This window comes from Blautia sp. MCC270, assembly GCF_018785605.1.
In the GTDB taxonomy this organism is placed as follows: Bacteria; Bacillota; Clostridia; order Lachnospirales; family Lachnospiraceae; genus Blautia_A; species Blautia_A fusiformis.
Window position 1 is genome coordinate 23,338 of sequence record NZ_WQQD01000038.1, and the last position, 14,302, is coordinate 37,639.

General features: G+C 47.4%; 14 protein-coding genes. All 14 read left to right on the forward strand.

Going from position 1 to position 14,302, the window contains the following annotated elements; translation table 11 throughout:
* Positions 1–7: 7 nt before the first annotated feature.
* The 14 genes from GPK58_RS10330 to GPK58_RS10390 all read left to right on the forward strand — a co-directional run bounded on the left by GPK58_RS10330 (position 8) and on the right by GPK58_RS10390 (position 14,268).
* Positions 8–721: a ClpP family protease gene (locus GPK58_RS10330; protein ID WP_215638615.1), complete on the forward strand. Its 714-nt coding sequence runs from the start codon at positions 8–10 to the stop codon at positions 719–721.
* A gap of 165 nt (positions 722–886) precedes the next feature.
* On the forward strand, positions 887–1,774 hold the full coding sequence (locus tag GPK58_RS10335; RefSeq protein ID WP_015524825.1) for a sulfide/dihydroorotate dehydrogenase-like FAD/NAD-binding protein: 888 nt from the start codon (positions 887–889) through the stop codon (positions 1,772–1,774).
* Positions 1,774–3,168 carry an NADPH-dependent glutamate synthase gene (gltA, locus tag GPK58_RS10340; RefSeq protein ID WP_021650554.1) on the forward strand — a complete coding sequence of 465 codons (1,395 nt, stop codon included), beginning with the start codon at positions 1,774–1,776 and terminating at the stop codon, positions 3,166–3,168. Before GPK58_RS10335 ends, gltA begins: the two co-directional genes overlap by 1 nt.
* Before the next feature lie 179 nt (positions 3,169–3,347).
* Positions 3,348–4,223 carry an undecaprenyl-diphosphate phosphatase gene (locus GPK58_RS10345; RefSeq protein WP_215638616.1) on the forward strand — a complete coding sequence of 292 codons (876 nt, stop codon included), beginning with the start codon at positions 3,348–3,350 and terminating at the stop codon, positions 4,221–4,223.
* A 23-nt stretch (positions 4,224–4,246) separates the two neighbouring features.
* Positions 4,247–6,994: an FtsK/SpoIIIE family DNA translocase gene (locus GPK58_RS10350; RefSeq protein WP_215638617.1), complete on the forward strand. Its 2,748-nt coding sequence runs from the start codon at positions 4,247–4,249 to the stop codon at positions 6,992–6,994.
* Positions 6,991–7,470: a 23S rRNA (pseudouridine(1915)-N(3))-methyltransferase RlmH gene (rlmH, locus tag GPK58_RS10355; protein ID WP_021650552.1), complete on the forward strand. Its 480-nt coding sequence runs from the start codon at positions 6,991–6,993 to the stop codon at positions 7,468–7,470. Before GPK58_RS10350 ends, rlmH begins: the two co-directional genes overlap by 4 nt.
* A 115-nt stretch (positions 7,471–7,585) precedes the next feature.
* A complete protein-coding gene (groES, locus tag GPK58_RS10360; protein ID WP_044960825.1) occupies positions 7,586–7,873 on the forward strand; it encodes a co-chaperone GroES in 288 nt (95 codons plus the stop codon).
* The gene (locus tag GPK58_RS10365; protein WP_330627247.1) at positions 7,873–8,367 is read left to right on the forward strand and encodes an MATE family efflux transporter; all 495 of its coding nucleotides are present in this window, start codon (positions 7,873–7,875) and stop codon (positions 8,365–8,367) included. Before groES ends, GPK58_RS10365 begins: the two co-directional genes overlap by 1 nt.
* 29 nt (positions 8,368–8,396) lie before the next feature.
* Complete coding sequence (locus tag GPK58_RS13255) at positions 8,397–8,630, forward strand: hypothetical protein (RefSeq protein WP_330627248.1); 234 nt, start codon at positions 8,397–8,399, stop codon at positions 8,628–8,630.
* 222 nt (positions 8,631–8,852) lie between these two features.
* A complete protein-coding gene (locus GPK58_RS10370) occupies positions 8,853–10,424 on the forward strand; it encodes an ABC transporter substrate-binding protein (RefSeq protein WP_215638618.1) in 1,572 nt (523 codons plus the stop codon).
* 97 nt (positions 10,425–10,521) lie between these two features.
* Positions 10,522–11,472 carry an ABC transporter permease gene (locus GPK58_RS10375; protein WP_252195796.1) on the forward strand — a complete coding sequence of 317 codons (951 nt, stop codon included), beginning with the start codon at positions 10,522–10,524 and terminating at the stop codon, positions 11,470–11,472.
* A 13-nt stretch (positions 11,473–11,485) separates the two neighbouring features.
* Positions 11,486–12,319 (forward strand): ABC transporter permease, encoded by an 834-nt coding sequence (locus GPK58_RS10380; protein ID WP_215638619.1) that lies wholly within the window; start codon positions 11,486–11,488, stop codon positions 12,317–12,319.
* 15 nt (positions 12,320–12,334) lie between these two features.
* Complete coding sequence (locus GPK58_RS10385; protein WP_215638620.1) at positions 12,335–13,294, forward strand: ABC transporter ATP-binding protein; 960 nt, start codon at positions 12,335–12,337, stop codon at positions 13,292–13,294.
* Positions 13,291–14,268 (forward strand): ABC transporter ATP-binding protein, encoded by a 978-nt coding sequence (locus GPK58_RS10390; protein ID WP_118753087.1) that lies wholly within the window; start codon positions 13,291–13,293, stop codon positions 14,266–14,268. The genes GPK58_RS10385 and GPK58_RS10390 overlap by 4 nt, the downstream gene beginning before the upstream one ends.
* Positions 14,269–14,302 lie beyond the last annotated feature (34 nt).

Sequence of the window (14,302 nt, forward strand, 5' to 3'; positions counted from 1 at the left end):
TTTTTTTATGGAAAAACAGAGCGAAGAGGGAAAACAGAAGGAACTGGACCGGGAAGCGAGCCAGAACGAACAGATCCGGGAAACCGGGCAGGCAGTGCTCGATGGAAATTCCCGGAAGCATAAAGTGGAGCTTCTGACGGTGATCGGGGAAATCGAAGGTCATGAATCCGCGCCGTCTCACAGCAAAACAACCAAGTATGAGCATGTACTGCCAAAGCTGGCTCTCATTGAGGACGATGAGGAGATCAAGGGACTTCTGATCCTTTTAAATACGGTAGGAGGAGATGTGGAGGCAGGGCTTGCTATTGCGGAGATGATCGCGTCTCTGAGTATCCCTACGGTTTCCCTGGTGCTGGGCGGGGGACATTCCATAGGTGTACCCATGGCGGTATCAGCAGATTATTCCTTTATCGTGCCAAGTGCTACCATGGTGGTCCATCCGGTACGCCAGAACGGAATGTTCATCGGCGTGGCGCAGTCCTACCGCAATATGGAAAAGATCCAGGACCGGATCATTGCCTTTGTATCCGGACATTCACATATCACGGCAGAACGGATGGAGGAGCTGATGCTGGATACCTCCCAGCTTGTAAAAGATGTGGGGACTATGCTGGAGGGTGAGGAAGCGGTAAAGGAAGGACTCATCGATGAAGTAGGAGGGATCCGGGAGGCACTGGACCGATTGTATACCCTTATCGAAAGGAAAAAAACACAGAAATAACCAGTTTTGTATGTGGCTTTTGATGATGTTAGTTGTATAAGACTAACATGGTTGCGCTGTGCTGTGGTAAAGAATTTTGACAGAAATTGTAAATCTACTCTTGTCATATGCTGATTTTTAGCGTATTATTAATAAAGGTTTATAATTTGCGCGAGGAGGAAGACCATGTATAAGGTTTTAAAAGCTGAAACGCTGGCAGCTAAGATCCATCTTATGGTTGTGCATGCACCACGTGTGGCAAGCCACTGTCTGCCAGGACAATTTATCATTGTGAAACTTGACGAAAAGGGAGAGAGGATCCCGCTTACCATCTGCGATTACGATCGCGAGGCCGGTACAGTTACCATCGTATTCCAGGAGATCGGAGCATCTACCATTAAGATGTCCGCACTGAAGGCGGGAGATTCATTCCGTGATTTCGTAGGACCTCTGGGATGTCCGTCTGAGTTCGTCCATGAGGATATCGAAGAACTTAAGAAGAAAAAAATGGTATTCGTAGCCGGTGGTGTCGGTACCGCACCTGTTTATCCGCAGGTTAAATGGCTCCATGAGCACGGCATCACAGCGGATGTTATCCTTGGTTCCAAGACTAAGGATATGGTTATCCTTGAGAAAGAGCTTGGCGCTGTTTCCAATCTTTATGTTACAACAGATGACGGTTCCTATGGCCGTTCCGGTATGGTAACAAAGACTCTTGAGGATCTTGTAACAAACGAGGGCAAGCATTATGACGTCTGTGTAGCGATCGGACCGATGATCATGATGAAATTTGTCTGTCTTCTTACCAAGAAGCTTGGTATCCACACAATTGTCAGCATGAACCCGATCATGGTTGACGGAACCGGTATGTGCGGCGCTTGTCGTCTCCAGGTCGGTGATGAGATCAAATTTGCCTGCGTAGACGGACCGGAGTTCGACGGACATCTCGTTGATTTCGATCAGGCTATGAAGAGAAGCCAGATGTATAAGACCCAGGAGGGCCGTGCATTACTGAAGCTTCAGGAAGGCGATACCCACCACGGTGGATGCGGACATTGCGGAGGTGACAACTAATGGCAGATGCAAAAATGTTAAAAAAAGTTCCTGTAAGAGAGCAGGATCCGAAGGTACGTGCGACAAACTTCGAGGAAGTATGTCTTGGATATAATCAGGAAGAAGCAATGGAAGAGGCACAGAGATGCCTTGGCTGTAAAAAACCGAAATGTGTAGAGGGATGTCCGGTATCCATCAATATTCCGGGATTTATCGAGCACATCAAAGAAGGCAACATGGAAGAGGCTTACAAGGTGATCGGTTTATCTTCCGCACTTCCGGCTATCTGTGGTCGTGTATGTCCGCAGGAATCCCAGTGTGAGGGACAGTGTATCCGCGGTAAGAAGGGCGAGGCTGTTTCTATCGGTAAGCTGGAGAGATTCGTTGCAGACTATGCTCTGGAGCATGATATCAAACCTGCAGGAGCAGAGGTTAAGAACGGACATAAGGTTGCAGTGATCGGTTCCGGTCCATCCGGACTTACCTGTGCAGGTGACCTTGCAAAGGCAGGATACGATGTAACTGTATTCGAGGCTCTTCATGAGCTTGGCGGTGTTCTTGTTTACGGTATTCCGGAGTTCCGTCTTCCGAAGCAGAAGGTTGTTAAGAAAGAGATTGAGAAGGTCAAAGAGCTTGGCGTTAAATTCGAGACAAACGTTGTCATCGGTAAATCCACTACCATCGATCAGCTGATCGAGGATGAGGGATTTGAGGCTGTATTCATCGGTTCCGGTGCAGGACTTCCGATGTTCATGGGTATCCCGGGTGAGAATGCAAGCGGTGTATTCTCTGCAAACGAGTACCTGACAAGAAGCAACCTCATGAAAGCATTCGATGATTCCTATGATACACCGATCGCAGCAGGCAAAAAGGTTGCAGTTGTCGGCGGTGGTAACGTTGCCATGGATGCTGCAAGAACAGCGCTGAGACTTGGTGCTGAGGTACATATCGTATACAGAAGAAGTGAGGCAGAGCTTCCTGCACGAGCAGAGGAAGTTCATCACGCTAAGGAAGAGGGCATCATCTTTGATCTTCTTACAAATCCGAAGGAGATCCTCGTTGATGAGAACGGCCACGTAAACGGTATGAAGGTTGTCAAGATGGAGCTTGGTGAGCCGGATGCATCCGGAAGAAGACGTCCGGTAGAGATTCCTGGTTCCGAGTATGATATGGATGTAGATACTGTCATCATGTCTCTTGGTACTTCACCGAACCCGCTGATCTCTTCCACAACTAAGGGCCTTGACATCAACAAGAGAAGATGTATCGTTGCCGAGGAAGAAACCGGTAAGACATCCAAGGACGGCGTATATGCCGGTGGTGATGCCGTTACAGGTGCAGCTACCGTAATCCTTGCCATGGGTGCAGGTAAAGCTGGTGCAAAAGGTATCGACGAATATCTGAAAAATAAATAAGCAGAAAGTCTGTTTATAAACAGATCCTCCGACTGTGTTTTCTGATGCAGCCGGAGGATTTTTTTTCTTGCAGATCAAAAAAGAACATTTGTTTGAAACTTTCGCCAAGTGAAGATTGTAAGTTTTACTCAGTTATGCTATAATGTGTTGGAAAAAATTTAAGAAAAGGAAATATCATTATGTCAGTGATACATGCGATTATATGGGGAATCATTCAGGGAATCACCGAATTTCTGCCGGTGAGCAGCTTCGGACATCTCTGTGGAGTGCAGGATCTTTTGGGCGGTACCAGAGGCTCCGGTGTGCTTTTTGAAGTGATGCTCCATCTGGGAACTATGATAGCTCTGATCCTTGTTTTTCTGAAGGACATCAAGAAGATCGGGATCGAGCTGATCGGAATGATACTGGATCTGATCGGAAATGCCAATATTTTTCTCTATAACCGTAGGACTGGGAAAGAGCTTACCTACGCAAAGATCATAAGCGGAACTTACCGGAAGCTTACTGCCCTGATCATGGTATCCACCATTCCTACAGTCCTGATCGGATATCAGTGCAAACGACTTGTTGTGCGAAGCGCATCCTCACACATGTTTTCCGGGATCGGAATCCTTCTTACAGGTGTGATCCTCCTTGTTGTGGACTACAGTAATGTCAATGGCAGCAAGGGAACAAAAGAAACCAGCTTCGGAGATGCTATGTGGATGGGTATCTGCCAGGGTCTTTCTGTGTTTCCGGGACTTTCCAGGCTTGGACTTACCATGAGCGCAGGACTTTTCTGCGGCCTCGGACGGAAGTTTGCAGTGAAATATTCGCTGCTGATGAGCATTCCGGCCGTGGTGGGAGCTTTTTTTGTGGAGATGGGAGAGTTCACTTCTGTTCATATGACTGTTGGCCAGGGATTTACTTATGTTCTTGGAATGATCGTGGCCGGGATCACAGGCTATCTGGTGATCCGTTTTATGCTTAAGCTTTCGAATCAGGTCAGACTGCGTTATTTTGCATTTTATTCTTTTGCAGCCGGAATCCTTATTCTGGCAGCGAATTATATTTGATATCAACTGGGAGGAGTCTGACAATGGCAGCTTCAAAAACGACAAAAAAAAGAAAAAGAAAACCTGCGGCGAAGCAGCAGCCTGTCGGTAACCGCTTTCAGACAGAGATCCTGATCCTTGTGATGTTTGCGGCCTGCCTGATCTTGATGATCAGTGCATTTGGTATGGGAGGGATCGTAGGAAATGCCATCAGTGCCGTATGCTTTGGCATCATGGGACTTTGTGCATATATTTTCCCGATCCTGCTTTTTGCCGGAGTTACGTTCCTGATCGTGAACAATACCAACCGCCTTGCCTACAAAAAGGTACTGGCGGGCGTGGTATTTTTTGTGTTCCTCTGCGGCTTTCTTCAGCTGATCACAGAGGGCTATACGCCAAGTACCACGTTTTCGGATTATTATTCACTGAGTTCGGAATACCGTACCGGCGGTGGAGTATTCGGTGGTGCAGTATGTATTTCCACAGCATCCGCTTTTGGCGTTGTGGGCGGAACTGTGATCATCGTTCTGGTGCTTCTTGTGTCTCTCATCATCATAACACAGAGATCCTTCTTCGGATTTATGAATAAGATCCTGGACTTTTTTACAGATGCAGCAAGAGAGGGCAGAGAAGCTTATCTTGAGGGACAGCCGGACAGAGAAAAGCAGAAGGAGCTTCGCAGAAAGATCCGTGCGGAAAAAAGAGCGGAGAAGATCCGCCGGCTGGAAGAAGAGCTGGAGGAAGAAGAACTTGCCCTTACAGAGAAAGATCCGGAAAATATCTCAAAAAAACAAAAGAAAAAAACAAGAAGATCGCAGAAAGAAAGACAGGCTGCGGTGAAGGCGAACCGGGAGGGAGAATTTAATCTTCCTTCTTTCCTCGATGAACAAAAGGCTGTACTTCCGGCAGATACAGATCTGACAGAAGAGGATCCAGGGCCTGATGAGAAGCCGGAGGAGCATGCTCAGCCGCTGGAATTCCAGATCCATCGTTCACAGCCGCAGCCGGCCCGGGAAGAGTCGGAGGAGCCGGATTTCGAAAGAGAAATGCAGGAAGCCGAAGAGGAGGATGCTTATGCCGGCTACGAGGATGTAGATATTCCCGAGATGCAGCAGATCCTGCCGGCAAAGACAGCTGCAGCAGCAAAAGCTTCCCGGGAAACAGGAAATGTAGCCGTTCCCGCTGAGATAAAGGAGGATCCTCAGCCGGAAGCTGAACAGAAGGCATCCCATCAGCCCTCCAGAAACCCGAAGTCATCTCAGACAGAGATCGAGCATGGAATCAGAAATATCCAGCATGAGATCAGCCAGGGGGAAGCTCCGGAGAAGAAACCATATCAGTATCCGCCGCTGAAGCTTCTGAAGCGCGGAGATGGCAGATCTCAGGGAGATTCCGATGCACATCTGCGTAAAACGGCACAGAAGCTTCAGGAAACCCTGCATAATTTCGGTGTTAATGTAACCATTACCAATGTGAGTTGCGGACCTACCGTTACCCGCTATGAGCTGCAGCCGGAAATGGGTGTGAAGGTCAGCAAGATCGTTGGTCTTTCCGATGATATCAAGCTGAATCTTGCTACACCGGATATCCGCATCGAAGCACCGATACCGGGAAAGGCAGCCGTGGGGATCGAGGTTCCGAACAAGGAGAACAGCCCGGTCATGCTGCGGGATCTTCTTCAGTCAGAGGAGTTTAAAAATGCAAAATCCAAGCTGTCCTTTGCAGCAGGTAAGGATATTGCCGGAAAACCGGTAGTGGCAGATATTGCCAAGATGCCGCATCTTCTTATCGCCGGAGCAACCGGCTCCGGAAAATCCGTCTGCATCAATACGCTAATCATCAGCATCCTTTATAAGGCTACACCGGATGAGGTGCGTCTGATCATGATCGATCCGAAGGTGGTGGAGCTCAGTGTATATAACGGGATCCCGCACCTGTTCATTCCGGTGGTCACAGATCCGAAGAAAGCGGCCGGTGCGCTGAACTGGGCTGTTTCCGAGATGACCAGCCGTTACAATGCCTTTGCGGAATATGGGGTACGTAATCTTGGAGAATATAACAAAAAGGTTGCCAATATGCGGGTCCCGGAGGGAGAAAAGGCACCTGAGAAGATGCCGCAGATCGTGATCATCGTGGACGAGCTTGCGGATCTTATGATGGTTGCACCGGGAGAAGTTGAGGATGCGATCTGCCGTCTGGCCCAGTTGGCACGTGCAGCAGGTATCCATCTGATCATTGCTACCCAGAGGCCATCGGTCAATGTCATCACAGGTCTGATCAAGGCCAATATGCCGTCCAGGATCGCATTTTCCGTATCCTCCGGTGTGGATTCCAGGACGATCCTGGATATGAACGGTGCTGAGAAGCTTCTTGGCAAGGGCGATATGCTGTTTTATCCTCAGGGGTATCAGAAGCCGGCCAGACTGCAGGGCGCTTTTGTTTCAGATGAGGAGGTCAGTGCAGTCGTAGAATATGTTTCTGACAAAAATCAGGGTGCTGTTTATGATACCTCCATTGAGAAGCAGGTCAATACAGCCGGTGTCCCGGGAGGAGCCGGCGGCGGTGACAGAGATGTCTATTTTACAGAAGCCGGTAAATTTATCATTGAGAAGGAAAAGGCCTCCATCGGTATGCTTCAGCGTATGTTCAAGATCGGATTTAACCGTGCGGCAAGGATCATGGATCAGCTTTGTGACGCAGGAGTGGTAGGTCCGGAGGAAGGAACCAAGCCAAGGAAGGTTTTGATGTCAGCAGAAGAATTTGAGAATTATCTGGAGGAGAACGGCGGATGAAAATAAGTATCCTGACAGTAGGGAAGATCAAGGAAAAATATCTGCGGGATGCCATTGCGGAGTATTCCAAGCGCCTTGGGCGTTACTGCAAGCTGGAGATCATAGAAGTGTCCGACGAAAAAACACCGGATAATGCCAGCGAAACAGTAGAAGATGCCATTCGGAACAAGGAAGGGGAGCGTCTTCTTAAATATATCCGGGATGATGCGTTTGTGATCACTCTGGAGATCGGAGGCGAACAGCTGACCTCTGAGAACTTCGCACGGAAGATCAACGAGCTGGGAATACGTGGGACCAGCCATATCCAGTTTGTGATCGGCGGCTCTATTGGTCTTGGAAAAGAAGTACTGAAGAGATCAGACTATGCTTTAAGCTTTTCGAAGATGACATTTCCTCATCAGCTGATGCGTGTGATCCTTCTGGAACAGATCTACCGCAGCTATCGTATCATCAGCGGAGAGCCCTATCATAAATAATATCATACTACATATCTGCAAATATCTTGACAATTTTCGGATATGTAGTATGATAAAAAAAGAGTAGCACTCGAAGCTCAAGAGTGCTAATAATCACAGAAAGAAGGAAATGAATATGGCATTAAAACCAGTTGCAGACAGAGTTATCGTAAAATATTTTGAGACAGAAGACAAAACCGCATCCGGCATCGTACTTCCGGACAGCTCCAAGGAGAAAACCCAGCAGGCAGAGGTTATCGCAGTAGGTGGCGGTAAGGTCGTAGACGGTAAAGAAGTACCGGTACAGGTAAAGCCGGGCGACCGTGTGATCTACGGAAAATACACAGGAACCGAGATCAAATATGAGGGTGAGAAATATCTGGTGATCAACGCAGATGATATCATTGCCATCGTAAAAGACTGATGAAGAATTTTTATCGTAATTTTCTGAAATTATGCTCCATGCTGGTGCTGCAGAATGTAGTGACCTTAAGTGTCAATCTTGCTGATAACATTATGCTTGGAGCCTTCAGCGAAACTGCATTATCCGGTGTGACCACCGTAAACCAGGTACAGTTCGTCTTTCAGCAGCTGCTTATGGCGCTGGGAGACGGACTTGTCATATTCGGAAGTCAGTACTGGGGAAAGAAAGAGACAGAGCCGGTAAGGAAGATCGGTGCCTGGGCCATGCGCACAGGCTTTTTTATTGCCCTTATGCTGTTTATCCTGGCCAGCCTTTTTCCAACACAGCTGCTGGGGCTTTTTACAACAGACCAGACGATTATCGAAGCCGGTCTTTCCTATCTGGCGATCATCCGGTTTACTTACTTTTTCTTTGCAGTGACGCAGATCCTGCTTGCTACACTGCGCTGTGTGGAAATTGCAGGGGTTGCCTTCGGGCTTTCGGTAATGACTTAAGTGTAGTAATGGTAGGAATGTCCTATCAGATGCCAACAAATGGTGGTATCATCCGGGGAAGCGGAAGCATCGCTTATTCCATGAAGGTGGACCTGATCAGTATCTGGGGGATCGTGATCCCTCTGTCCATGTTTATGGCATTTGTGGGCAAGGCATCTCCGGCAGTGGTGGTATGCTGCCTAAATGCAGATCAGATCTTTAAATGCGTGCCTGCATTTTTGAAGTGCAATTACGGACACTGGATCAAAAATATGACGAATTAAGGAAATATATATATAGCAGAGGCAAGATACAGAAAATTTATCTTGACGCCTGTGTGATCTGTATGTAGAATAAATACAAGCTTTAACGAAATGCAGTAAAAAAATCTCTGAAGAGCCAGGGACAGCTTGACAAAGGTAATATGGTATAGTATTATCTTGCCTATATCATATTAAACTGGTGGGAAAAGAGGTATACTCACTGAAACACAGGAGGAACAGGAAATGAGAAAAAAAGTACTGGCAGCGCTTCTGGCAGCTGCAGTGGCAGGAACAACTGTTATGTCAGGAATGACTGTTTTTGCAGCAGAAACAGAAGGAACCAAGGCGGAAGGCGGAAATATTACCATTGCAGAAACAGCAGATCCGCAGAACATCAATCCGCTTTATGTTGTGGATCAGACAAGCTTCGATATGATGCAGGCACTGTACAGCCCGTTTTTTGAGATCGTGAACGGAGAGATGTATTATGAAAACGGACTTTGCGAAAGTGTAACAGCCAATGATGATGCTAGCGAATTCACACTGAAGCTCAAAGACGGACTGAAATGGCATGACGGTCAGCCGATCACAGCCGATGATGTGGTATTCACCATGCAGGTGCTGGTAGATGAGAAGCAGAATGTTCCGTATTCTTCTTACGGATACGTTAATGACAAGGCAGTAGAGGCAGAGAAGGTTGATGACCTTACAGTCAAGATTTCCCTTGGATCATCTTCCGCAGGATTTCTTGGCGGACTGAGCCAGGTTTACTGTATTCCGAAGCATATTTATGACGGCGTGGAGAATATCGGAGAAAGTGATCTCAACAATGAACCGGTGGGAAGTGGTCCTTTTAAGTTCGAGGAATACAAATCCGGAGAGTATTATAAAGTAACAAAATTCGATGACTATTTTGATGATGTAAATCTGGATTCCATCACCTTCAAGATCGTAAAGGATTCCAGCTCCGCCAATGCGGCACTTGCAAGCGGAGATCTGGATGCACGTCTGATCAGCGCAGATGATTACGATATCGTCAGTGCTTACGATAACGTAAACATCAATACCTATAATTCCGGACGTGTCAACGCCATGTTCATGAATGAGCTGAACGAAGATCTTCAGGATGTAAAGGTACGTCAGGCGATCGCATACGCACTGAATAAAGAGGAGTTCTGTCAGTTTGCTTTCCATTCCGAGGATTATGCAGAGCCTGCAGATTCTATTTTTACACCGGATACACTCTACTATACAAAACCGGACAATACCTACGACAATGATCCGGCTAAAGCACAGGAGCTCCTTTCCGAAGCAGGAAAGACAAGTCTTTCTCTGAACCTGATGTATATCTCCACAGATAAGACAATGGAGAGTGAAGCTCTGTATGTACAGTCTGCCCTTGCCAATGTAGGAATCACCATCAATCTTCTTCCTACAGATGAGTCTACCTTCAAGAATAAGACAAAGGATACGGAGTGCACAGATTATGATCTGGTACTGAGCTTCTACACTCTGGGAGAAGAGCCGAGCCTTTATGCAGACATGAGTTCTTCCGTCAGCCGTTCCAACTATTCCAGGATCAAGGATACAGATCTGGATGCATTGTGGGAAGAGGGCAACAGCACTGCAGATGAGACAAAACGTGGCGAGATTTATAAGGAGATCCAGAATACGATCAATGATAACATGTATATCTATCCGATCGCTTATTCCAATGGTTTCTATGCGGTAAGTAAAGATTTCGGAGGCTTTGATGAATGTCTGTTAAAAACTATTTATTATGATTATTCCAAGATCTACACATTGGAGAAATAAATAATTTTATAGCGGATGAATACCGGAAACAGAAAGAGGCTGACGCGTTTTTGCGCCAGCCGATTTCCTGTTTCGGGGAAAATAAAGGAGGTACATTTTGAAGAAGATCGTAAACCGTCTGATACAGTGTATTCTGACACTGTTTATTGTTTCTGTTCTCTGCTTTGCACTGACAAAAGCAGCGCCCGGAGATCCTGTCCTGACTTATGTGGAACCAAATATGAGTGAAGAATATATCCAGAACCTGAGAGAAAGCCTGGGACTTACAAAGCCTGTCTATGAGCAATACTTTCTGTGGCTGGGAAGGATCCTTCACGGGAATTTCGGAAATTCCCTGATGAATAACCGACCGGTCCTGACACAGATGCTGGAGAGGCTTCCCGCAACCGTGATCCTCATGGGAATCAGTATGCTGCTTGGTTTTCTCATTGCCATTGTACTGGGCCTGTATTCCGGAAAGAATAAAAATGGTATTCTGGATAAGATCACCAGCATGTTCTGTTATGTAGGTATCTCCATTCCTACGTTCTGGTTCGGTATTATGCTGATCTATCTCTTCAGTGTGCATCTCCATATCCTGCCAAGTATCGGTATGCATTCAGACGGCAACCGTTCCTTAGGAGATCTGATCCTTCATATGGTCATGCCCTGCGCAGTTCTGACCTTTGCAAATGCGTCACAGTACATACGGTATTTAAGAAGCAGTACCATTACGGAAATGTCCTCTGATTATGTTATGGTGCAGAAGGCTTATGGAATGAAAGAGTCTGGAATCCTTTTCCGGCATGTACTGAAAAATGCCATGCTTCCTATGATCACGGTTCTTGGAATGAGCCTGCAGTCTCTGGTTTCCGGTGCCATTATCACCGAGCAGGTTTTTGCATGGCCGGGAATCGGTCAGCTGGCAGTGACCGCTGTTATGCAGTATGATTATCCCCTGATCATGGGAATCACCATGTTTACCGCGCTTCTCGTGGTGCTCGGAAATCTTCTGGCAGATATCCTGTATGCTGTCTTTGATCCGAGGATCCGCAAAGCAGGATGTTAGGAGGTAAAGGGACATGAGAGAAAATATCTGGAAAAATATCAAACTTGGTTTTAAGACAAATAAACTTGCAGTGGCAGGTGCAGCAGCGATCATCCTGCTGGCACTGATCTCCATTTTTGCCTTTTTGTATCCGGTAGATCCCAATGCCATCAGCGCCACAGAGAGACTGAATGCTCCTTCAATGGCGCATCTTTTCGGTACGGATGATATGGGACGGGATTATCTGGCCCGCTGTATTTACGGAGGAAGAGCATCCCTTCTGGTGGGCTTCCTTTCCATGGTGCTTTCGACAGCCCTTGGTGTGATCATCGGTTCCATCAGCGGTTTTGTGGGAGGAACGGTGGATGCAGTGCTGATGCGTCTGGTGGATGCGCTGATGAGCCTTCCGACATTCCTGATCATGATCGTTATGAATGCCTTCCTGAAACCGGGACTTCAGAACATTGTCCTGATCATCGGCTTTCTGACCTGGATGAACATTGCCAGGATCGTCCGTGGCGAGACCATTTCCCTGAACGAGAGAGAGTATGTCATCTATGCAAGGATCTCCGGACAGAAGAAATTCTCCACCATTGTACATCATATCCTGCCTAACATCATGCCTACCATTATCGTGGCTGCAACCATGAACATTGCCAATGCCATCCTGATGGAATCTGCACTGAGCTTTTTCGGCCTGGGTATCCAGCCGCCTACGGCTTCCTGGGGAAGTATGCTGAGCAATGCACAGCGCTATATCCAGCAGGCACCGTATCTGGCTATTTTCCCCGGAATCCTGATCCTGATCACGGTCGTCAGCTTCAATTATCTGGGAGAAGTATTAAGAAAAGTATTCGAGCCCAAGTAAGGAGGACATTTACATATGGAAAAATTACTGGAAGTAAAAGATCTGAAGGTGTCTTTCTTTACAGACCTTGGAGAGACACAGGCAGTAAAAGGTGCAGGCTTTGCCATCGGTGAGGGGGATTTTTTCGGGATCGTAGGAGAGTCCGGAAGCGGAAAAAGTGTGACCACCAAATCCATTCTCCGTCTCGGACCATCCAACTGTAAGATCCTGGGTGGTGAGATCCTGTTCCGGGGAGAAGATATCCTGAAGAAAAATGAAGCAGAGCTCCGTGAGATCCGCGGTGGTGAGATCGCCATGATCTTTCAGGATTCTCTTTCCGCACTGAATCCGGTTTACACTGTTGGCAATAAGATGGTAGAGCTGATCCGGCGCCATACCAATATGAACAAAAAAGAAGCAAAGGCCCGGGTGCTGGAGCTTCTCACAGCCGTTGGCATCACAGACCCGGAAAAGGCTATGAACAGCTATCCCCACGAGCTTTCCGGCGGTATGCGCCAGCGTGTGATGATCGCCATGGCCATGAGCAGTGATCCGAAGATCCTGATCGCAGATGAGCCCACCACAGCCCTGGATGTTACGATCCAGGCGCAGATCCTTCATCTGCTTCTGGAACTTCAGAAAAAAAACAATATGAGCATCATCCTGATCACCCATGATCTGGGCGTTGTAGCGCAGACCTGTAAACGGGTAGCTGTCATGTGTGGTGGCTACGTGGTGGAAGAGGGAACGGTAGAAGAGATCTTTCTTCATCCGGGACATCCCTATACACAGGCACTGATCGCAAGCATGCCGCGGGTGGGAGGTACCTTTGAACAGTTTCTGGAGAGAGATCTTTCGGACGGAAACGGTGATCTGTGTCCCTTCCTGAATCGCTGTAAATATGCGGACAAAACCTGTGAAGCCTGTCTTCCGAAATATTATGAGGCTTCAGAGGGACACAGGATATTCTGTCACAGAAGGGAGGAGAAGAGATGAGCAAGCCCTTAATTGAAGTAAAAGATCTGAAAGTATATTTTAAACAGAAATCTCCGAAGCTTCTGTCCTTTAAGCCGGGCATACTGAAGGCTGTGGATCAGGTAAGCTTTTCGATTGAAAAGGGGAAAACTTTCGGTCTGGTAGGAGAATCCGGAAGCGGAAAATCTACCATCGGAAAGGCAATCCTACGTTATCATAAACCCACAGGCGGTGAGATTTTTTATGAAGGAACAGAGATCGGAGCCATGGGGGAAAAAGAACTGCTTCCATACCGCAAAAAAATGCAGTCCGTTTTTCAGGATCCCTATTCCTCTCTGGACCCAAGCCATACAGTGCAGGATATCATCTGTGAGCCTATGGCGATCCATAAAATGTACACTCCAAAGGAACGTAAGGAGCGTGCAAAAGAACTGATCCGCGTGGTTGGCCTCAAAGAACAGGATCTTCTGAAGTATCCTCATGAGTTCTCCGGCGGACAGCGTCAGAGGATTTCCATTGCAAGAGCACTTTCCGTACAGCCGGAATTTGTAGTCTGCGATGAGCCCATTTCTGCGCTGGATGTTTCCCTGCAGGCCCAGATCGTCCAGATGCTTCAGGATCTTCAGGAAAAATACGGGCTGACCTATCTGTTCATCAGCCATCAGCTGCAGGTGGTCCAGAAGATCTGTGATGAGATCGGGGTGCTTTATCTTGGAAATCTCATGGAGATCGCAGATGCAGATAAGCTCTATTCCAATCCGCTGCATCCTTATACAAAAATGCTGATCTCCTCGATTCCGATTCCGGACCCGAGAGTCAAAACTCTGGATCAGATCGTTACGGATACCGGAGTACAGTCCAGATCTATCGGGGGCTGTCGCTTCCATAACCGCTGTCCGTGGTGTGAGGAACGCTGCAGACAGGAAACCCCGGCACTTCGTCAGGTGGAGCCGGGACATATGGTAGCATGTCATAAATATCAGGAAAAGAAATAATCATAAAATACGGGAAGGTAAATAAAAAAGTGGA